At 38.4% G+C, this 22,197-nt stretch carries 12 protein-coding genes; 10 read left to right on the top strand and 2 right to left on the bottom strand.

The window, feature by feature from the left end; translation table 11 throughout:
* Positions 1-165 precede the first annotated feature (165 nt).
* From BW142_RS09220 to BW142_RS09205, 4 genes are all read left to right on the top strand, one after another.
* Positions 166-4,257: a hypothetical protein gene (locus BW142_RS09220; protein WP_076924678.1), complete on the top strand. Its 4,092-nt coding sequence runs from the start codon at positions 166-168 to the stop codon at positions 4,255-4,257.
* A gap of 64 nt (positions 4,258-4,321) precedes the next feature.
* On the top strand, positions 4,322-7,024 hold the full coding sequence (locus tag BW142_RS09215; protein ID WP_076924677.1) for a TonB-dependent receptor: 2,703 nt from the start codon (positions 4,322-4,324) through the stop codon (positions 7,022-7,024).
* Between the two features lie 220 nt (positions 7,025-7,244).
* Positions 7,245-8,384: an aspartate-semialdehyde dehydrogenase gene (gene asd / locus BW142_RS09210; RefSeq protein WP_076924676.1), complete on the top strand. Its 1,140-nt coding sequence runs from the start codon at positions 7,245-7,247 to the stop codon at positions 8,382-8,384.
* A 176-nt stretch (positions 8,385-8,560) separates the two neighbouring features.
* Complete coding sequence (locus BW142_RS09205; RefSeq protein WP_253188813.1) at positions 8,561-10,450, top strand: bifunctional diguanylate cyclase/phosphodiesterase; 1,890 nt, start codon at positions 8,561-8,563, stop codon at positions 10,448-10,450.
* Between the two features lie 152 nt (positions 10,451-10,602).
* Here BW142_RS09205 and BW142_RS09200 read toward each other — a convergent pair whose 3' ends face one another.
* On the bottom strand, positions 10,603-11,763 hold the full coding sequence (locus BW142_RS09200) for a GGDEF domain-containing protein (RefSeq protein ID WP_076924674.1): 1,161 nt from the start codon (positions 11,761-11,763) through the stop codon (positions 10,603-10,605).
* Positions 11,764-12,240: 477 nt separating this feature from the next.
* Between BW142_RS09200 and BW142_RS09195 the strand changes: the two genes are divergently transcribed.
* Positions 12,241-13,365 (top strand): DUF748 domain-containing protein, encoded by a 1,125-nt coding sequence (locus BW142_RS09195; protein ID WP_076924673.1) that lies wholly within the window; start codon positions 12,241-12,243, stop codon positions 13,363-13,365.
* Between the two features lie 88 nt (positions 13,366-13,453).
* Here BW142_RS09195 and BW142_RS09190 read toward each other — a convergent pair whose 3' ends face one another.
* The gene (locus BW142_RS09190) at positions 13,454-14,263 is read right to left on the bottom strand and encodes an ion transporter (RefSeq protein WP_007583228.1); all 810 of its coding nucleotides are present in this window, start codon (positions 14,261-14,263) and stop codon (positions 13,454-13,456) included.
* Positions 14,264-14,363: 100 nt separating this feature from the next.
* On the opposite strand from BW142_RS09190, the gene BW142_RS09185 reads away from it, so the two are divergent.
* From BW142_RS09185 to BW142_RS20910, 5 genes are all read left to right on the top strand, one after another.
* A complete protein-coding gene (locus BW142_RS09185; protein ID WP_007583226.1) occupies positions 14,364-14,576 on the top strand; it encodes a hypothetical protein in 213 nt (70 codons plus the stop codon).
* 14 nt (positions 14,577-14,590) lie between these two features.
* A complete protein-coding gene (locus BW142_RS09180) occupies positions 14,591-14,872 on the top strand; it encodes a hypothetical protein (RefSeq protein WP_076924672.1) in 282 nt (93 codons plus the stop codon).
* Between the two features lie 68 nt (positions 14,873-14,940).
* Positions 14,941-15,132, top strand: coding sequence for a YwbE family protein (locus tag BW142_RS09175; RefSeq protein ID WP_007583223.1), 192 nt, complete (start codon positions 14,941-14,943; stop codon positions 15,130-15,132).
* Positions 15,132-15,650: a DUF4240 domain-containing protein gene (locus tag BW142_RS09170; RefSeq protein ID WP_076924671.1), complete on the top strand. Its 519-nt coding sequence runs from the start codon at positions 15,132-15,134 to the stop codon at positions 15,648-15,650. The genes BW142_RS09175 and BW142_RS09170 overlap by 1 nt, the downstream gene beginning before the upstream one ends.
* A 190-nt stretch (positions 15,651-15,840) precedes the next feature.
* Complete coding sequence (locus BW142_RS20910; RefSeq protein WP_076924670.1) at positions 15,841-22,143, top strand: M4 family metallopeptidase; 6,303 nt, start codon at positions 15,841-15,843, stop codon at positions 22,141-22,143.
* The last annotated feature ends 54 nt before the right edge of the window (positions 22,144-22,197 follow it).

Here is a 22,197-nt window from a genome sequence, read left to right as displayed (position 1 = left end):
GTCATCTTATGTTTATTAAAGTGTAACTGTAATGTCATATAGCTACCGTAAGGTAGGCGCTGCTGATAACTCAAGTGACCTTAAAGCATTACTTAATGTTTTAAGGTGACTTGAGTTTATTTAAAGCACTTAACAAAATAATTAAATACTTTAACGGAGTGAACAATGAAATTATCTGACTTATTTAAAGTTAGTTTGATTGCAACTGCAGTATCTTTAGCGGGTTGTGGTGGTGACTTAGTAGTATCTGAAGGCGACACAACGATTAACGAAGGCGATACAGTAACGAACATTATTGATAGTGGCGATAGTGATACAGATGACGAAACGTCATCGCGTGATGATTCTCAAAATGCAACAACTGGCTTTCCAACGGATATTGATAATGCATTTGTTCAAGGTTTAGCTACGGATGTGTCTAGCGAATTTTCAGCAATAACAGATAAGCCAGTATACCGCTTAAGTGCTGATACAACATTGATTGCTGATGTTTCACTAACTAATGATGCACATTGGATTGTGAGTGGTCGTACTGCTGTGGGTAATGACCGCGCAGATAGTACAACGCTTTATATTCAGCAAGGTACAACGATTATTGGTGAGTCAGGTGATGACTTTTTAGTTGTGCGTCGTGGTTCACAAATTGAATCGGTAGGTACTGTAAGTCAACCAATAACAATGACCTCGATTCAAGATGTGTCAGGTGGTGAAACAACAATAGGTCAATGGGGTGGTTTGGTATTACTTGGTAATGCACCTGCAAATTCATGTGGAGACCAACAAGGTGAAGCAACAGCAGACGAACTTGCTAACTGTGGTGTGTCAGCTGAAGGTGATGCAGGTCAGTTCGGTGGAAATATCAGTGATGATAATTCAGGTACTCTAAAATATGTACTTGTTAAGCAAGCAGGTAAAACGCTTGGTAATGGTGATGAGTTAAATGGTATTACATTTGCCGGTGTTGGCTCTGCAACTACGGTTGATTATATCCAGGTTCATGAAAACCTTGATGACGGTATCGAGTTTTTTGGTGGTACGGTTAATGTAAGTAATGTAGTGCTGACTAACATTGGTGATGATTCACTAGATTGGTCTTTTGGTTGGACGGGTTCGGCTACTAATGTTTACATTCAACAAGCCGCTAACGTAGGCGATAACGCTATTGAAGCGGATAACTCTGAGTTTGATTCAAGCGCCTCGCCACTAACACTGCCTACTATTTCTAACGTAACAATCGTCGGTGCAGAAGGTAATAATGGTATTCGTCTACGCGCTGGTACTGCGGGCGCTCTTAAAAATGTATTTGTAACGGGTCCTGCTACTTACGAAAACTGTTTACGTGTAGGGTCTGATTCAGTTCCTCGCGCTGAAGATGGCACACTAACGATTGTAAACTCTATTGTGGCGTGTCAAACAACGGCAAATAATTTTGGTAGTGAAGTAATTAACGGTGGCGATGTACAATCTTGGTTTGAAGGACAAGATGGTAACCAAGTACTTACGCCGGCAGAGCTTATGCTTGCTGATGACGGTTACACGCCACTTGCTGGTTCACCGCTTATCGCAAATGGTCAAATTGGTGCTTTTGATGGATCAACTAACTGGATGGAAGGTTGGACTGTCGGTATTAATGGCGGCTTCCCTACTGATATTGATAACGCGCTTGCACAAGGCTTAGCATCAGATGTTTCTAGTGAATTTCCAGCAATTACAGATAAACCAGTATACCGTTTAACTGAAGATACAACGTTCACAGCAGATGTAACGCTTACTAACGATGCACATTGGATTTTAAATGGTCGTACTGCAGTTGGTAATGACCGTGCAGATGCAACTATATTATATGTTCAAGCGGGTACAACGCTAATTGGTGAAACAGGTGATGACTTTTTAGTTGTACGTCGTGGTTCACAAATTAATGCCAATGGTAATGCAACTGCGCCAATCACTATGACATCTATTCAAGATGTAACAGGCGCTGAAACAACGATTGGTCAATGGGGCGGCTTAGTATTATTAGGTAATGCACCCGCTAACTCGTGTGGCGATCAAACCGGTGAAACGACAGCTGAAGAATTAGCTAACTGTGGTGTATCAGCTGAAGGTGACGCTGGTCAGTTTGGTGGTGATATTAGCGATGATAACTCAGGTGTTCTTCGTTATATTGTTGTTAAACATGCAGGTAAAACGCTGGGTAATGGCGATGAACTTAACGGTATCTCATTTGCAGGTGTTGGTTCACAAACGAAAGTTGAATACATTCAAATTCACCAAAACCTAGATGATGGTGTTGAGTTTTTTGGTGGCACAGTTAATGTTCGTAACATTGTACTAACTGATATTGGCGACGATGCATTCGATTGGTCATTTGGTTGGTCGGGTCGTGCACAAAATATATATATTCAACAAAGTTCAGTTGAGGGTGATAACGCAATAGAAGCTGATAACTCAGAATTCGATTCAAATGCGACACCATTGACTAAACCGCTTATTTCTAACGTAACAATTGTTGGTGCTGATGGTACTAACGGTGTTCGTTTACGTGCAGGTACTGCAGGTGTGCTACGAAATGTTGTTATAACGGGCCCTGAAGGTTACTCAAACTGTTTACGTGTAGGCTCAGACTCTGCTGCTAATGCAGAATCGGGTGAGTTGTCTATCGAAAACTCAGCAGTTGCATGTAGTGAAGATAATAACTTTGGTTCACAAGCAATTGGTAGTGGCAATGTGCAGTCTTGGTTTGAAGGTCAAACGGGCAACTTAACGCTTACGGCTTCAGCACTTAATTTAGCGACAGACGGCTTTACACCAAAATCGGGTTCACCTTTATTAGGTGCTGGTGGGGATTCATCAGAGCTTGACTCGTTCTTTACCAAAACAGATTACATCGGCGCATTCGATGGCGATAATAATTGGATGGATGGTTGGACAGTTGCTATTACACCAAGCTTTCCTGACGATATTGCTAATGCATTAGCACAAGGACTTGCAACAGATGTTTCTGCTAGCTTTCCTACAATTACAGACAAACCTGTATATCAATTAACCTCTGATGTTGTATTTACATCTGATGTAACACTGACTAACGATGCGCATTGGATTTTAAAAGGACGTACAGCCGTTGGTAATGACCGCGCTGACAACACAACACTTTATGTTCAGTTTGGTACAACGTTAATTGGTGAGTCGGGTGATGACTTCTTAGTTGTTCGCCGTGGTTCTAAAATTGAAGCGGTAGGCAGTGTAAATCAACCAATTACTATGACGTCAATCCAAGATATGACGGGCGGCGAAACTACGATTGGTCAATGGGGCGGTTTAGTATTATTGGGTAATGCACCTGCTAACTCATGTGGCGACCAAGAAGGCGAAGCTACCGCAGATGAACTTGCAAACTGTGGCGTGTCTGCTGAAGGTGACGCAGGCCAGTTCGGTGGTAATGACCCTGAGGATAATTCAGGTACGCTAAAGTATGTTGCAGTTAAACAAGCGGGTAAAACGCTCGGTAATGGCGATGAGCTTAACGGTATTACACTTGCGGGTGTTGGTCGTCAGACTGAACTAGATTACATTCACGTTCATGAAAATCTAGACGATGGTGTTGAATTTTTTGGTGGTACTGCAAATATTAGTCACCTTGTTTTAACAAGCATAGGTGATGATTCACTTGATTGGTCATTCGGTTGGACGGGTAAAGCGCAATATGTACTGATTAAACAATCAGACTCTGAGGGCGACAATGCAATTGAAGCTGATAACTCTGAGTTTGATTCAAGTGCAACGCCACTAACAATGCCAACTATCTCTAATGTAACAATTATTGGTAATGTGGGTGTAAATGGTATCCGCTTACGTGCAGGTACTGCGGGTATGCTTAAAAACGTAGTGGTTACAGGTGGTGCAGACTATTCAAACTGTTTACGAGTAGGCTCTGATTCAGCGCCGCGAGCAGAGGACGGTACATTAACTGTTACTCACTCAATTGTTGCGTGTGAAACCGCTAACAACTTTGGTACGCAAGCAATTGGTACAGGTAATGTTGAATCTTGGTTCTTAGGACAAACAGGCAATTCAGTTCAAGTAGCCGCTGACCTTGGGCTTGCAGATAATGGCTATATGCCAACTGCTGAGTCGTTATTACTTGGTAATGGCTTTGATTCATCAAGCTTAGATAGTTACTTTGATTCTGTAGATTACATTGGTGCGATGGATGCACAAACAGACTGGACAGCAGGTTGGGTAAAAGTAGGCCTTTAATCCAAACCACATTATAGCCGAGCGAAAGCTCGGCTAATGTCTTGTTTTGTTTCGGAGTATAAAAATGAAATCTTTTAAACCCTCTACACTTGCTTTATCAAAGTTAAACTACGCTGTAATGGCTGCGTTACTTGGTTTATCAGTAAATACAGCCACGGCTGCTGAGCAGCAAGTAGAAGAGCAAGAAATAGAAGAAGTTGTTGCTGTAGGGCAACGATTAAAGGGCAGTGCGGGTGCTGTACTGCAAGAACGTCAAAACCAAGCGTTTGTTGCTGATATTATGGGTGCAGACCAAATATCACGTACTGGTGATGGCGATGCTGCCTCTGCACTTCGCCGTGTTACTGGTTTAACGTTAGTCGATGGCAAATTTATTTATGTGCGTGGTTTAGGTGAACGCTATTCTAGTACTCAGCTAAATAGCATGTATGTACCAAGTCCTGATCCTACTCGCTCAGTGGTTCCTTTGGATTTATTTCCATCTGAAATTATTGAAAGCTTGAGTGTACAGAAGTCATTTTCACCGGATATGCCAGCTCATTTTGGTGGTGGTAATGTAAATATTCGCACTAAATCAATTCCTTCTGACTTTTTATTAAAAGTACAAGTGGGTACATCATACAATACTTCTAATAGCGATACCGGTTACTTTTACAGTGGCGGTGATGATGACTGGATGGGTCGAGATGATGGTTCGCGAGCATTATCGGATGTGTTTACTACTGCGCTTACCAGTGATGCTGGTCTTGAGGGCAATATAAACACTACGTTAGCTGAGCGTAAAAACCTGATTCAATCGCTTGATTGGGATGTAGGTATTTCAGAAAAGGATGTTGACCCTGCTATGAACTTCTCTATTGCCTTAGGTGATAGATTTGAAAGTGAGGTCGGTACTTTTGGTGTGCTTGCAGCCGTATCTTACGATAACGAGTGGGAAGTAGTTCAAGAGCAAAGCGGCTCAAGCCTTGGTAGCTTAGGCTGTGAAGACAAATGTTTTGCCCAGTATTACGATGGTACATCGACTGAGCAAAATGTACGTTGGAGCGGCACATTAAATTTAGGATATGAGTTAAATTCAAACCATAAGTTTGAGCTTACTAATATTGCACTTCATGACATGAGTGACCGCGTACGTAACCGCGATTACTTTGATGCAAATGAAACCGAAGAAGGTGTCACCGAATTACGCCGAGTAGATATTACGTACGAAGAGCGCGAAATGTTTTCGACTCAGCTTAAGGGGACGCACAACTTTGCAGAGCTAAATAATTTATTTTTTGATTGGTATGGCGGTTTAAGTCGAGCAAACCGTAATGCACCTGGTGGTTTAGATGTTGTTTATCAGCAAAACTTAGTTGATGGCGTGCTTGAATCTGAACAACTGCAAGATGTAGCTGCAACAAATATCACCCGTGAGTATCAAGTATTACACGACGATGTTGAAACATTTGGTTGGAATATGGGTATGCCTTTTTATGGTGACGGCTATGAGCTTGAGTTAAAAATAGGCGGCGATTTTTCAGAGAAAAAACGTGATGCAAGTAATGTGAAGTTTGGCATTACGCACCGTGGTATAAGCGATGAGTACTCGTTCGGTTCTAACGTAAGCGATATTTTTGCTGATGAAAACACGGCGAATGACGCTTTTTATGCAAGTGCAACTGGCTCAGGTATTTTTGATGACGGCACCACTGATGGTGATAAGTACAGTGCAGCGCATAAATTAGATGCTTATTATTTTATGGCCGATTACTTCTATCAGAACACTTGGCGTTTTACTGGTGGCGTTCGATGGGAAGATTTTTCGCAAGTATCAGTCGGTTATGAAGCGCATACGAATTTCTTTGAAAATACGCTACAAGAAATCCAAGATGTAGCTATTAATGAAGATAACTTTTTTCCTTCTTTAGCTGTTACGTACATCATGGATGAAGAAATGCAATTTCGCTTAAATTTAAGTGAAACAACCATTCGCCCTGATCTACGTGATGTAAGCTCTTCTTTCTTTGTTGACCCGTTAACTGAGTTTCTGGTGAGAGGATCACCTAGTTTACAAAGTTCTAATTTAAAAAATGTAGATTTTAGGTTTGAATGGTATATGCCATCAGGTAATAACCTTTCTGTTGCATTATTTTATAAAGACATTGAAAACCCAATTGAAATGGTTGAGCTTGCGGGCGTAGGGGGGGCATCTCCACAGTTATTAACAGCAAATGCTCAGTCGGGTAAATTGTCGGGTATTGAAGTTGATTTTTTAACTGACTTTGGCTTTATAAATAAAGATTGGTCTTCAGCATTTTTGTCAGGCAACGTTACACTATCTGACTCAAGTGTTAATTTGGGGATTAATGATTCAGACGGTGTTGACTCACTGTTTGAAACACAGCTTAAAGAAGCCCTTGAGGCCGATACGGTATCGAATATTGTAACTAACAATGAGCGTCGTTTAGTTGGTCATTCTGAGTGGGTTGCAAACTTACAAATGGGCTATGACTCGGATGATGGATTTCATTCTACTTCATTAATTTATAATGTGTTTGGTCCTCGTATAATTGTACCTGGTACACGTGGTAATGAAGATGCAGAAGAAAAGTCCTTTCACTCAGTTGATTTAGTTTATTCTTACTTCCCTAACTTTAACTCTAAAGTTAATTTTAAGGTTAAGAATATGCTTGGCCAAGAAAAAGAAATTGAACAAGAAGGTCTTACCCTTTGGGGACAAGACACCGGCACTGAGTTTAGTTTAAGTTATAGCTATGAGTTTTAAGCTTTATTTAAAATAAAACTCAAGGAATGAAATAATAAACTTCACTATCTATTAGCTCTGTATTTTAATACAGAGCTTTTTTGTGTTTATGCTCAGTATGAAAAATATTTAAGTTCTGTTTTATTCGCTAGTTTTAGCCGTCTACGAGTGTTAGTTTAGCGTTAATGAAAATTAAATCTCACGCAATGAATTTAATTTTTAATGTATTAAGGCATCTTTTATGAATCAAACAGTGGAACAAACAATGAAAAAAGTAGGATTAGTCGGTTGGCGTGGCATGGTTGGCTCTGTGTTATTAGAACGTATGCAGCAGCAAAGTGATTTTGCACTGATCGACACCACCTTTTTCACCACCTCACAAGCGGGTCAACTAGGCCCAGATATAGCAGGCGACGCAAAACCATTACTAGATGCAAGTGACATTAGCGAACTTGCTAAAATGGATATTATTGTTACTTGCCAAGGCGGCGATTACACCAATGCGGTATATCCAAAACTTCGAGAGTCGGGTTGGGATGGTTACTGGATTGATGCGGCATCTGCACTTCGTATGGTTGATGACAGCATTATTGTACTTGACCCTGTAAATAAAGACGTTATTGAACAAGGCTTAGAGCAAGGCGTTAAAACCTTTGTGGGCGGTAACTGTACTGTATCGCTTATGCTACTTGCATTAGGTGGTTTGTTTGAGCAAGACCTAATTGAGTGGGTAAGCCCAATGACTTACCAAGCGGCGTCGGGCGCTGGTGCACGAAATATGAAAGAGCTTATTGCACAAATGGGCGCTATTCATGCAAGTGTCGCAGATAAACTAGATAACCCAAGCTCTGCTATTTTAGAAATTGATAAGATAGTAAGCGAAAAAATGGCTTCAAGTGATTTGCCACAAGACCAGTTTGGTGTGCCATTAGCTGGCAGTTTAATTCCGTGGATTGACGTACCTATGCCAAGCGGTCAGTCTAAAGAAGAGTGGAAAGCGCAGGTTGAAGCCAATAAAATTTTAGGCTCTTCTAAGCAACCAGTGCCAATTGATGGTTTATGTGTACGTATTGGTGCAATGCGCTGTCATAGCCAAGCGATGACCATTAAATTACGTGAAGATATTAGCGTAGACAAAATTGAAGAAATTTTAGCCTCGCATAATGAATGGGTTAAAGTTATTCCAAATGAGCGCGAAATTAGCGCTACTGACTTAAGCCCAGTTAAAGTAACGGGGACATTAAGTATTCCTGTTGGCCGTATTCGTAAATTAGCGATGGGGCCAAAATACATTAGCGCATTTACAGTAGGCGATCAGCTTTTATGGGGAGCGGCAGAGCCACTTCGTCGTATGCTACGCATAATTGTTGATGGTGAGTGATAAGTAATCAACATTAACAAAAAGGGGTTGGCAATTTGCCAGCCCTTTTTAGTTTAATGGCTTATAAAACCGCTTAAGAGGCTCAAATAATACTTTTTTATGAATGTTCACTGTTGTTTATTATTGAACTTAAGTAAACTGTTTACATTGTGCAACAGCCTATTCAAGTAACATTAATGACCTCTCACATAAATAACTTTGCCAATAAGCGATTAGCATTTGTTAGCTCCTATTTTAGTTCTGCAATTGCTATAAACACGGTTGTTTCTTGTTTTCTTATTTTTAGTAGTATTAACCACAGCGCCTCGCAAGAAAAACTTTACTGGCTTTTTACGTTATCATTTATTTCATTACTTCGAATAGCGAGCCATGTATTTGTTAACAACACCCATGCTTTTAAATATCACCTGTATTTTATAGGTTTATTATTAACGGCTTTAACATGGGCTGCTTTTCCTATTTTGTTTTATGAAAAAATGCAAATGCAGGAGAAGTTTATATCACTCGTTGTTTTTAGCTCCCTTGCTGGTGGCGGTGTAAATGTTTTAGCCTCTGATATTCGCTCTTCATTGTCGTATATAACCTGTTTATTGGTTCCTTTTAGTATTTTATTACTTTTACAGCCTATTGAAGATGAGAATGTACTAGGTATTTTAGGGCTCGTTTTATGGTTTATTTTATGCTTTGTCACTGCTGTACGTACTGCAAAAGATGTAAAATTATCAATTAATAATGAACTTAAATTAGATCAATTCATTGAAAACTTAGAAAATGAAGTGCAACTTCGCACCGAGCAAATAATCCTTTTAGAGCAAAAAGATAACCTCACTAAGTTATTTAACCGTGGTAGTTTTGTTTCTAATGTTGAACTTGATTTAGCCAATCAAAATGATGATATTAAAGCCGTTTTATTTTTAGATATGGATGATTTTAAAATCATCAACGATAAATACGGTCACGATTTTGGTGATTTTGTGCTGGCCCAAACAGGTAAACGATTAGTTGAAACACAAACTCAAGGCGATTGTATTGCGTGTAGATGGGGTGGGGATGAGTTTATTTTTTATTCCCGTAATAACACCGAAGACGAACTTTTTGACTGTGTTTTTAGATTAGTTAAAACCTTAACAAAAACAGTGAGTATGGATAGCTATCAAGTAAACCCTTCTTTTAAGGTTGGGCTTTATTTTACGCGTGAAAATTTTAATCTTGAAGACGCGATTAAATACGCTGATGTTGCTATGTATGAAGGTAAGAAAAGCCGTAACGAAATATCGGTATTTGACGAGCGAATGCATGAATCGCTTAAAAGAGAAGAAGTACTTCGTAGCTCAATTAAAGAGTGCGTAGAAAAAGGTGACTTTCATCTTTGTTATCAACCCATTGTTGATATAAGCACAAATGAAATAACCACGTTTGAAGTATTACTTCGTTGGCAATTTAATGATGAATTTATCCCCCCTTCAGAATTTATAGATATTGCAGAGCGATATGGAAAAATTAATATATTAGGTGAGTTTGTACTAGAGCAAGCCATTGCGAGTTTAAGTAAGTTAAATGCGGTGAATAGTAAGATTGGATTGTCGATTAATGTGTCTGTGTTGCAACTAGAAAACCATAAATTTTTAGAGTTTTTGGTTGGGCTTTTAAATAGATACGCAGTTAAACCATACAATGTGCATTTAGAAATAACAGAAACAGTCATGATTAAAAATTTACCGTATTTGTCAAAAGTGATTACGGCCATAAAAAATACCGGTGTTTGTATCTCTATTGATGATTTTGGTACCGGGTTTTCTTCTATTTCAGTTTTAAAAGAGCTGTCAGTTGATTACATTAAAATAGATAAATCTTATATTGATAACATTTGTGAATGCTCAAAAGATAAAAGTATTGTATCTGCGGTAACTAACATGTCGCATATGATAGGTTGCCAAGTAATAGCGGAGGGCGTAGAAAGCCCAGCGCAGTTAACGTTATTACAAAGCTTACAAATTGATAAGTATCAAGGTTTCATATTCAGTAAACCAGTTAGATTTGCCGACGCGCTTAAACTTATTAGTTAGAGCGCTGACTTTTTTCACAAAGTTTGTTTATGTAGGGATGATCCAACAGTGCCGTGCGTTTTGCTTAGCGTTTTCATCATGCTTTGTACATAATCCTGCTACTGAAAAATCAGTCGCTAAAGGTCAATACCCCTAGTAATAATGAACTTTTATTAACTTAATGTATTCACATGAGCCACCTGATTACGCCCTTCATTCTTGGCATGGTAGAGTGCTTTATCTGCTTCATTTATTGCACTCTCAATTGTCGTTTTATTACATTTAATATTTATTACGCCAAAACTTGCCGTTACATTAATTACTTTATCGTTAAAATGAATTGGGTAACTGGCCAGTGCACTTCTTAGTTTTTCGGGAAGATCTTTAGCTGTCGATTCGTCGTTTCTTGCTATTAATAAAGCAAATTCTTCGCCGCCAATGCGGCCAAATAAATCACATGGGTTTATGCAGTTTTGCATTATTTTTGCAGCTTCTACTAAAACTAAATCACCACCTGCATGTCCAAACTCATCGTTTATTTTTTTAAATTTATCTATATCCCAATAAATTAAGCTGACGTAGTTATAATTATTAAGTTTATCTTTTAGTTGCTCTTGGCTTTTATTATAGAATCCACGCCTATTTAAGCAGCCTGTAAGTTCGTCGCTCATTGCAAGATGGTTCATTTTTTCAGCTAAATCTGATGCCATCATAAATATTATGAATACGGCCATGCCTACATGTGCAGTAGGGACAGTAATAAAATTAATTAATGTATACAGCGCTATATATTCTTCATTTACTTGGCTGCCTTGCAGTAACGCTATGCTTGCTGCAACAAATAAAAGTAATCCACATAGCGTATAAGTAATACTAGCGCCTATTTCGGCAGGAAGTGATTTTTGTTTATGCCTGAAAATAATAACTGCATTGAGTACAAGTAAAATCACATCATAATACACATACAAGGACATAAATAAGCCAACATGCACATATATAGCTGTAAAATAATAGACAGCAGCAAGAGTAACTATTGCTGAGATAATTAAATAGCGAATTTTTATACCCGAGTTTACCCTAATGCAATGCCCCCACGTACCTAGCAGTACTGAACCTACAGAGAAGCTACTTCCTAACATCCAATATAATGTGTGTGAGTTAAATAATGGTTCTGCCAACATTGTTGCCCATTGGCATGCAGAGAATGCAAATGCGATTGTCCAAAGCATGGCATATTGCTTTTTACCTAACGTATACCACGACATTAAAAATATGACAGACCAAATAATACTGGTGAAAAAGAGGGTAACTAATATATAAAAAATAGGATTCATGTATTTTTATTCTTGTTTGCGTTAATTTTACTTTAGTAGATGAAAGCGGTTTATTCGACCTAACGCAGGTTATTAGTTAGCTAAATTGTAAATAGATATGTATGCAATCATTTCTTAAGTTGTGTATTTGAATAGTGGTATATCCCTTGCTGTAATAACTGTTGTTTAGAGCTTTAAGCTTATATGGCTTTGCTTTGTTTATAATTTTATTCCTAACAGGTATTTAAATTACAATTATTAGTAATTTTTACACGTTTATTTATTTGCTCAATTAAAGAATTCAGCTAGGGCTTATTTATTCTTTCAGGTTAAATTTGTAGCTGTACGTTTAGGTTTTAGGTAAAGCAGAGTTTATGTTGTGTGGCTATCTTCATAAGTGCTTTATAAAAATAAATATTAAACATACGCAGCCCTTTATATAGAAAAATTTAACCCTGAAAGGTCAAAAGGCCCTCATTTTTAGTAAAGGAAATTACAATGCATTTTTCATCCAAAATATTTCACGACAAATACCTTAAAGGTGTAATAGCGCTGATTGTGTTACTTATACTAACGCGATTAGCCGCGCCTTATGTAGTTCAGCACTACGTAAATTATCAGCTAAAACACACACAAGGTGTTACTGGGCATGTTGGTGATGTAGATTTGTTTTTATATCGCGGTGCCTACGCGATTGACGACGTTGAAATTTACGCTGTTGATGCAACTTCAGCTCCTAAGCCTTTACTGAGTATTCAAACTCTCGATTTTTCACTTGCGTGGTCAGCCCTTTTAAAAGGGAATTTAGTAACAAATATGGCGTTTGCGCGTCCTAAAATAGTTATTTACGATAAAGACCCCAATGCTTCTGAGCAAAATAAACAAGTAAAAGACGAAACTACTTGGGTAGGTCTCGCCAATAATTTAGTACTGTTTTCTATTGATACCTTAACAATTGAGCAAGGCAAGTTAACTTTAGTTAACTCAACGAATAGTGGTGAAAAACCCACTTTTATATCAAATATCAACGCTCGAATTGAAAATATAACCAACGCGCAAAACCTATCAAAAACACTAGTGACTACTCTAAGCGTAGAAGGTGCATTAATGGGGGAGGCCGCATTAAAGTTTGATGGCAAATTAGATCCCTTTAGCAAACAAGCCAATTTTGATTTTAACGCAGAGGTACAGCGTTTCTCTGTTAAAAACCTCGATACTGTATTTAAGGTATACACGCCTTTTGATATTGAAGCGGGTGGCATTGATGGCGCTATGGAACTTGTGGCTAAAGACAATAACTTAAATGGTTATGTAAAAGCGGGCGTTCAAAACTTGAGTGTGTTCTCGTGGCGCGAAGATATAGAAAAAGATGACGATGGAATATTTACGGCCATATTTGAAGGCAGTGTTGATTTACTGGGCTCTATACTCGAAAACGATGAGTCTAAACTTGTTGCTGCACGTATTCCTATAGAGGGGCAATTAGATAATACGGATGTTTCGACTTTTCAAGCTGTGATTTCGGTATTAGAAAACGCATTTTTTGATGCGTTTAAAATGAAAGTGGATAACGTTATTTCTTTTGAAGATACGGATGAAAAACCTGATAACGAGGAAAATTAAAGCTCTTTGGTAATGTTCGTTTTAGTTAAATACTTAAGCTGCACCCACTTTTTAAACTTTAAGTGGGTGCTTTAGTACTCTTCTCAGATTAGTTTTTGCGGTTACTCAATAGCTCTTTAAGCTCAGCAATTTGGGATTGTAGTTCGTTTACTTGCCCTTGCGTTGCAGGTAATGAGCTGTCGTCTGCGAGCTCTTCTCGCGCTTTGCGGTGCTCTTCACTCATTACTTCTAAAATGGCACCTACCATCATATTTAAAAATACAAATGCGGTTAAAAATATAAACGTAAGGTAATAAATCCAGCTTAGTTCGTACACCGCCATTGTCTCGTACATTATATCGGTCCAATCTTCAAATGTTGCCACCCTAAACAGAGTAAGCATGGAGATTGAAACATCTTGCCAAAGTACGGGGTTTATTTCAGCAAACATCATGCTGCCCATTGCAGCGTATATATAAAAAATAACAAACATTAATAGGGCTATATAACCCATTTGTGGAATGGCTTTAAGCAATGAATTAACTAATAAGCGCAGCTCTGGAATCATCGATACCAATCGCAGTACTCTAAATATGCGAAGTAATCGAGCAATTAACATAGTAGAGCCAGCAGCAGGATATAAACTGCCCAATACTATGATGGTGTCGAATATGTTCCATCCTTTAGAAAAAAAATGTTTTATGCCTTTACTTGCAATAAAGCGGATTACTAGTTCAATTAAAAAGAATGCGGTAATGCCAACGTCCATCCAATTTAGAGCAAGCTCTACAGTAGGATGTAGTGAGTAAGTGTGCGCACCTACTGTCAGGGCAGAAACAATAATTACAGCTATAACAAATGATTGAAATATCTTGCTTTTGTCTATACGCTGAAACAACTTTTGTAACTGCGACATCATAGAAATAGATCCTTTGGAAATTAAGATTTTATGGCGCTAATATACAATAATATTGTAATAATTTAACGCTTTTTCGATATAGAAAGTGTAAGGAAATTTAATGTTTATCAATAAACTAAAAAGTAGCGCATTACTTATTGTTGGATTATGTGTTTTAGCAGGTTGTAGCTCTGATGCGCGTTTTCATGAAGTTCAATCGGCGCGCCTTGATGAGTGTAACTATAAAGCTGACAAAGAATATTACGAATGCTTAGATAAACAAGATTCTAACTACGAAGAGTTTAAAAAACAGCAACAAGCAGAAACTAAATAAGTAACCTTTATATTATGACTAAAACTCAAAAGCAGCGCGATAAGCACATTAGACTAGCACTTACTAATGCATGCGAAGCAATAAAAGAAAGCGTAATTGGTTTTGATTATCTAACGCATACCATTGATTTAAATAATGAGGCCAATACGTTAAAAGTACAATGCTATTTTAATGATGATATAGCCCTTGAAAGTGCAAAACCGCAACTTAACGAATTAACAAATATAATACTCAAAGAGCTTACTAGTATTAAGTTGAACGCAAAACCAGCACAGATTTCATTTTCCGCCAATTAACAGAGCTTTTGTTGGTTTGATAGCACATGGACGTTATAATTAGATAAATTATTTTTAGGGTTTAAATTATGGCTGTTCCTACGCGTTCGCAAATTTCACCAGGTACCACAGTAAATATTGTATTAAAAGAAGATCAACGCAGCGGCACATTAACTGAGGGTGTTGTTGAGCGTCTTTTAACAAAATCACCCAATCACCCACACGGCATTAAAGTACGTTTAGAAGATGGTCAAGTTGGCCGAGTAAAAGAGATTTTATAATGGTAGCGTTAACAGAACAGGCTTTTTGGGAATTAGTAACAACGCCTGATTTAGGACTCGACCCGCAAAGTGTGAGCGATAACCTAAAAACTAAACTTAATGATTTAAGCGATCAACACCTTATTGATTTTGATAAGCATTTTGGCATACATATGCGCAAGTGTTTTACCTGGGATTTGTTTGGTGCCGCTTTTGTTATGGCTGGATGTAACGACGATTACGGTTTTAGCGAATTTAGATGTTGGTTAATTTCTCGTGGTAAAACAGTATTCGAAAACGCTTTAGAAAATGCTGATTCGTTAGCGCAGTGTACACCTGTTTATTACTTAAACGAACAGCCTTATCCGTACATTGATGAGTATGATTTAATAGCCGGTTTATTATTTGAAGAGCGTAGCGAAGACGAATTACCGTTTATCCCATCTGGCAGTGATGAACCTAAAGGTAAACGTTTTAAAGACAAACCTAAGTTTTTAAAACAAAGCTACCCACAGTTATTTCAAAAATATTGGCAGTAATTTAGCCCTTTCCTTGTGCCAAGGTGGTTGTATTTTGAGTATACCACCTTGGCTTTTAGCTTCACATTTGTTCACAATGGTACCCATTTATTCATTTTTTCGAATGACTCTATGTTAATAAATATGTTATATTTCCGTGTTTTTAAATGAATAAGCACTGAATAATAACAATATACGACATAGGAATGTTATGTATAAAACACTCTCATCAGGATTGATTGCGTTTTGCTTTATAAACTCGCTCAGTTCACATGCGGCGGTTTCGCAGCGTGTTAATAAATCATCCGCATCAGAAATTAACTCGCTTTTAAATCATAATGTAGCATTAGCTAGCAAAGCATCTGCAGGTTCTTACTTTATAGAAGTAGAACCTTCTGTTTCTGCTAAGCAAACTAGTTTATCAAAAAAAATGCAGCAGCATTTTGCCGGTGTGCCTATTTGGGGCCAGCAAATTACAGTCCAGTCTAGCAATCAACATATTAGTGGCTTTTTTGCTAAAAATATTAGCCTCAAATTTTTAAACAACACAGCTAATAGCCAGTTTGACGAATACTCTGCTGTTAATGCACTTTTAATTAAAGCTAAGCTTGTTGATTCAACCTCTTACAAAGTAATCAATAACCAACGTTATATTTATATTGATAACGGAGCAGCACATTTTGTTCGCTTAATTGAGTTAGATGTCACTGAAAATGGCGTTGAAAAAAAACCAATAGGCTTGGTAAGCGAATCTGATTACCGTGTATTTAAGCAGTGGGATAATATTCACAGTGCGCATGGCACGGGCCCTGGTGGTAATACAAAAATAGGCCAGTACGAATACAGTACTGACGCAGAAGCGCTGGATATAACACAGCGTGATGGGATGTGTTTTTTAGAAAACGATAAAGTTAAAACTGTTACGATGGAGTCTGGCTTTGAGCCAAGTGAAGCGTACTCTTTTGCCTGTGATCGCAATACACATAAAGAGGTAAATGGGGCATTTTCTCCTTTAAATGATGCGCATGCATTTGGTACGGCTGTATTTGATATGTATCAACAGTGGTACAACACGGCGCCACTTACTTTTCAATTATTAATGCGTGTCCACAGCGGTAACAATTGGGAAAATGCCACATGGAATGGTCAGGCAATGACTTTTGGTGATGGTGCCGATAATTTTTATCCATTGGTATCCCTTGATATTGTTTCTCATGAAGTCAGCCATGGTTTTACCAGTCAAAATTCTAATTTAATATATTCAGATCAATCGGGTGGTATTAACGAGTCTTTCTCTGATATGGCTGGTGAAACAGCTGAATATTTTTTACGTGGAGAGACTGATTGGCTATCTGGCGCTGATATTTCTAAAATAGATCCTGCACTTCGTTATTTTGAAACGCCGTCACTAGATGGACTTTCAATTGACAGAGCGAGCGATTATTACTCAGGCATGGATGTTCATTTTAGTAGCGGTGTTTTTAATCGCGCTTTCTTTTTACTTTCGAATACTACTGGATGGGATCCTAAAAAAGCGTTTGAAATAATGCTTTTTGCTAATCAAAATTATTGGGTTAACTCTAGTGACTTTATTGATGGTGCCTGTGGCGCTATAAACTCAGCCATTGACCTAAGATACAGTGCAAACGATGTAATCTCAGCATTCAATGAAGTAGGTGTTACCTGCGATAACATCCAGTTTATCGATGCTGATACTGATTTAATGGATGATAACTGGGAACTCCTTTACGGATTAGACCCAAGCGATGCCGCTGATGCTGCACTTGATTTAGACCAAGATGGTTTAACTAATCTTGAGGAGTACACAGCTAATACTTTACCAAATTCAGCAGATACCGACTCAGATGATTTATCAGACTACGATGAAATAAATGTATATCTTACTGAGCCTAATAATGCAGACTCTGACTCTGACCGCATGCCTGATGGCTGGGAAGTATCGTTTTCATTAAACCCATTAAATGCAGATGATGCTCATCTTGATTTAGACTCAGACACCTGGAGTAATGTAATCGAGTTCTTTGGTAACAGTGACCCTTCAGACGCAAGCTCTGAGCCGGTCGTTTTTCCTGAAACAACCTTTAACTTCGATGATGCAGCTGTTCCAGATTTACTTATTTCGTCAAATTTACAGACGCCTTGGTTAACAACTCAATTTAATGATGGTTCTGGTTTTGTTTTAACTAATAACGATATTACCGATAATCAATCAACCAGCGTTGAATTTAGCTTTTTAAATAGCGAGCAAGGCTATGTAAACTTTAACTACGCATTAGACACAGAAGTTGGTTATGACTATTTTACTGTTTATATTAATGGTTCAGTTGTTTTAGATGAGTCAGGCATAAGCCAGTGGAAAGCGGCGTCTTTCCAAGTTCCTGCTGGGCTAAATACTGTTAAGTTTACTTATTCTAAAGATATGTCCGTTTCTACTCCTGCTGATGCTGTATATATAGATAATTTATATATAGGGCCTAATTTTCCTGATGCTGATAATGACGGTATGTCTGATTCTTGGGAATTACAGCATGGTCTTGATATTAATAATAGTGAAGATGCATCACTTGATGCTGACGCGGATGGCTTATCTAACCTTTTAGAGTTTTTAAATGCGGGTTTACCAAATAACCCTGATACAGATGGCGATACTATCCCTGATGGCTGGGAGTACAATAATAGTTTAGATTTAACCAGTTCGTCTGATGCAGCAGAAGATGCAGATAATGATGGGTTTTCAAATCTAACCGAGTATTTAGCAAACACTGATCCGCAGTCAGATACTTCTTTCCCTGTTGCTTTAAACCTCACTACCTCTTTTGAAGGCTCTGCACTACCTAGTTGGATGGTTGAAGCCGAAGGTTCTAGTGCTCCTTGGTTTATTACGAATGATTTTGCGACCGACGGTATACAAAGTATTCGCTCAGGCGTTATTAGTCACTCACAGTTTAGCAGCTTCACCGTAACAGGTTTATTTGAAGAGAGTGTATTAGCATTCGATTATAAAATTGAATCAGAGTCTTGCTGCGATTTTTTAAGTATTACTATTGATGGACAACCCGTTTTTGACCATGCTGACCGACGTAATTCAAATACCACAGAAGCAACGTCTATTGTGCTTAACCTAAGCGAAGGGCTTCATAATATTGAATTTAAATATTATAAAGACGGTTCTGTTTCATTCGGTGCCGATACTGTATGGCTTGATAACTTTGCTTTATTTTCTCCAACTGATTTAACAGATACTGATAACGATCAACTGCCAGATTACTGGGAATTAGTTAATGGATTAAATCGCCTTGATGCAAGTGATGCTGCATCTGATGCTGATACTGACGGTCTTTCAGCTCTAGAAGAATTTAACCTAGGAACAAATCCAACCTCAGCAGATACAGATGGTGATGAACTAAGTGATGGCTATGAGGTAAGTAATGATCTTTTACCTTTAGATGCTGCAGATGCTAATTTAGATTACGATGAAGATGGTTATACAAATATTCAGGAGTTTTACTCTCAGAGTCTAGCTAACGATACTACATCATTAGTGCAATCTTTCACGCAATTAAATGAAAGCTTTGAAGATGGCCTTCTTCCGGCTAAGTTTACCGAGCTTGCTGTTAACTCTTGGGGTTGGCAAGCTAATTCAAGTTGGTCAACTTTGGGCGATGCAAGCCTTAGCTTAGCATTAACGCCTACTAGCAAGGTTGGGGGGTTTGCCATTGCGGGGTTATTTGAAGCCGGTTTTATTAATTTAGACTATTTGGTTTATGACTCTCCAGCGCTGCAAATAAGCTTAAATGGTAGCCCTATAGATGTAAATCGTGGTAGCCAGTCTCGTTTATTGTTACCGGTAGATGATGGTTTTAACATTATTAAAGTTAAATATGAGGACTTATACCTTCAGCAGCAACCGTTATCAGTTGATAACATTACCTGGTCTGCAGATATAGACCTCACCAGCGACTATGATTCGGACGGTATTCCTGATTTTTGGGAAGTTGAATATGGGCTAAATGCTTTAGAACCCTACGACGCTAATTATGACGCCGACTATGATGGTTTGACTAATTTACAAGAGTATCAACTTTCGGGTAATCCGCTTAGCTCAGATTCAGATGGTGATGGTGTTCAAGACAGTGAAGATAGCCACCCAGATGATGCAAGCCGCGGTGAAAATAGTCCGCCTGAGTTTATATCGAGTCTTGAGCCGATTACGCTTGAAGCGACTTCACAAATTACTAATATTACCCGTCTATATATTCCAGAGGCTAGAGATAACGGTCATTTAGAGCCTCAAGTATACACAAGCTCAGGGTCTTACTTGCCCCTTGGCGAGCACCAGATTACATGGATTGCACGAGATAATGTTGGTAACGAAACATCGGCGATACAAACAGTCACACTTGTTGATACAACTGCCCCGATTATCCAGCCGTATACTTTTAATGTTTATGGCAACACGATCACGGCTATAAAAAATGCACTTTTAGATAGTCGTGTTATTTACGATAGTGTTTCAGCTATAACGCTTCTGGAAATTGATGATAGCTTTGTATTTAGAACGGGCGATGTATCTATTCCTGTATCTGCTGTTGATGAAGCTGGAAATCATGTATCAGGCGACGTAAGGGCTATGATTTTCCCTGAAATCAGTATTCAGCCTACTACGTATGTGTATCAAAATGGTAATGTGCTTGTAGATGTTTTTATTAGCGGCGCTAACCCATACGGTTACTCTAGCTTTCATTTACAAGCTAATAATAGCACCCAGTATTTTACTACTAATCAGTATGGACCTATTAAGCTTGAGTTAGAGCGAGAATTTGTAGGTAGCGCAGCAAGTATTAGTGTTCTATCTAATGGTAATGCGTTTATAGACAAAAATGATAACAGCCAGCTAGTGTACTTAAGTGAAGCGGCACAGGCGCAGTTTATTACTGATTTTTATCAAAATGGTAAAGCAGTTAATAAAACTATTCAGCGTTCTTTACCTGACTTTAATGCCACCATTAAGTTAGTAAATTTACCGAGTACAGGTAGTGATGTATCACTTGAGCTTATTGGCCCCACAGGTGTTGATTTTTACATTTATAAAACAGCTGATTCACAGTGGGATGTTTCATTTAGCGCAAATCTTTCTGAGCAAACCAATAATATAGATTTAACTTTACGTGTAAAACAAGGTGATGAACTACTAGCAACTAAGCAAACTAGTTTACGTATTGTTGATAGCGTTATATTTGATGACCCTGAGCTAGATACTGATGGCGACGGTATACCTGATATTGAGGAAGGGGTAGGTGATAGTGATAAAGATGGTATTGCTGATTACCTAGATAGCACTTCTACTACTAATACAGCTATCTTAGCTTCAGGTGATAGTGCTCACAGTATTGATGAGTTTAATCACTTAGCTGTAGGTAGCATTAAAGAGGCTCTAGCAGCGGGTTATATTGCTGATATGTCTATTTCTGAACAAGCGCTTAGCACTTATTTCTCAGATTTAGATATAATAGAACCTCACTTCCAAGCTAAAAGTGATGTTATTAACCTTCATGTTACGCTTTCTAATTCATCAAGTACCGCAGAAATTGCGCTGCCTGAACACGTGAATTCTATTTTAAGCTCTGACATGCAAGTGAGGTTATTAACCGCTTCAGGTTGGCAGTCTGCCCCTATTTTGTCAGGCAATGTGTATGAGCAAGCATGCTCACGCTGTTTTAGTTTTGCAATTACAGACGGTAGTTCATTTGACCTTGATGGAGAGGTTAACGGGGTTATTGAAATAGTTGCAAAACTGGCGCAAGAGAGCCTAAATCAGGCGCCTGTATTAAATGTGGATATGCCAGAAACGATAGAAGAGCTTGCTATTATTGAGCTTGATGCGTCTGCTTCTACTGACCCAGATGGAGATACGTTATCTTACGAGTGGCGTGTTGATCATCCTCAGTTATCTATTGCAGCTGAAGATACGCAAGGTAAAGCCGTGCTTAGCGTTGGTGAATTTGAACAAACTGTTGATACAAATGTTACTTTGGTAATATCTGATGGGTATGAGCAGTTTACTGAAGTATTTACAGTTACTTTTTTACATGTAAATCAATTGCCGAGTGTAGAGCTAAGTACATCTTCTGTTTCGGTTGAAGAAGCTAAGCAAGTTACTGTTACGGCCTCTGCAAGTGATAAAGAGTCATCTGAGCTTACGTTTAAGTGGGTTCAAACAATGGGAATTGAAGTTGCTATTGATGATGTTGACTCTAACACCCTTAAGTTTACAGCGCCGAGTGTTTCTCAAACTACAGAGTTAGGCTTTAAACTTGTTGTATCAGATGGTGAAGGTGAGACTGAGCAAAGTGTAACTGTTACCGTTACTAATGTAGCAAGTACAGCTTCTTCAAGTCGTGAAGATAGCAGTGGCGGTGGTGGCTCATTAGCTTTCATATTATTACTTTTAACATGTGCTGTAGCTTACAGACGAGCACTTATTTTTAAGTAGCGCTATAATTAAATATATTTTTTATATAACCAAAAGCCTCTTGATTTGATCAAG

It is taken from the genome of Pseudoalteromonas sp. EB27, assembly GCF_001974875.1.
Classification (GTDB): Bacteria; Pseudomonadota; Gammaproteobacteria; order Enterobacterales; family Alteromonadaceae; genus Pseudoalteromonas.
The sequence above is the reverse complement of the archived record's forward strand: the minus strand, read 5'-3'. Positions and strand labels throughout refer to the sequence as shown.

Excerpts from the sequence above, each read along its gene's own strand:
- BW142_RS09220 (WP_076924678.1), top strand. The coding sequence starts at position 166 with ATGAAATTATCTGACTTATTTAAAGTTAGTTTGATTGCAACTGCAGTA.
- BW142_RS09215 (WP_076924677.1), top strand. The coding sequence starts at position 4,322 with ATGAAATCTTTTAAACCCTCTACACTTGCTTTATCAAAGTTAAACTAC.
- asd (WP_076924676.1), top strand. The coding sequence starts at position 7,245 with ATGAATCAAACAGTGGAACAAACAATGAAAAAAGTAGGATTAGTCGGT.
- BW142_RS09205 (WP_253188813.1), top strand. The coding sequence starts at position 8,561 with ATGACCTCTCACATAAATAACTTTGCCAATAAGCGATTAGCATTTGTT.
- BW142_RS09200 (WP_076924674.1), bottom strand. The coding sequence starts at position 11,763 with ATGAATCCTATTTTTTATATATTAGTTACCCTCTTTTTCACCAGTATT.
- BW142_RS09195 (WP_076924673.1), top strand. The coding sequence starts at position 12,241 with ATGCATTTTTCATCCAAAATATTTCACGACAAATACCTTAAAGGTGTA.
- BW142_RS09190 (WP_007583228.1), bottom strand. The coding sequence starts at position 14,263 with ATGATGTCGCAGTTACAAAAGTTGTTTCAGCGTATAGACAAAAGCAAG.
- BW142_RS09185 (WP_007583226.1), top strand. The coding sequence starts at position 14,364 with ATGTTTATCAATAAACTAAAAAGTAGCGCATTACTTATTGTTGGATTA.
- BW142_RS09180 (WP_076924672.1), top strand. The coding sequence starts at position 14,591 with ATGACTAAAACTCAAAAGCAGCGCGATAAGCACATTAGACTAGCACTT.
- BW142_RS09175 (WP_007583223.1), top strand. The coding sequence starts at position 14,941 with ATGGCTGTTCCTACGCGTTCGCAAATTTCACCAGGTACCACAGTAAAT.
- BW142_RS09170 (WP_076924671.1), top strand. The coding sequence starts at position 15,132 with ATGGTAGCGTTAACAGAACAGGCTTTTTGGGAATTAGTAACAACGCCT.
- BW142_RS20910 (WP_076924670.1), top strand. The coding sequence starts at position 15,841 with ATGTATAAAACACTCTCATCAGGATTGATTGCGTTTTGCTTTATAAAC.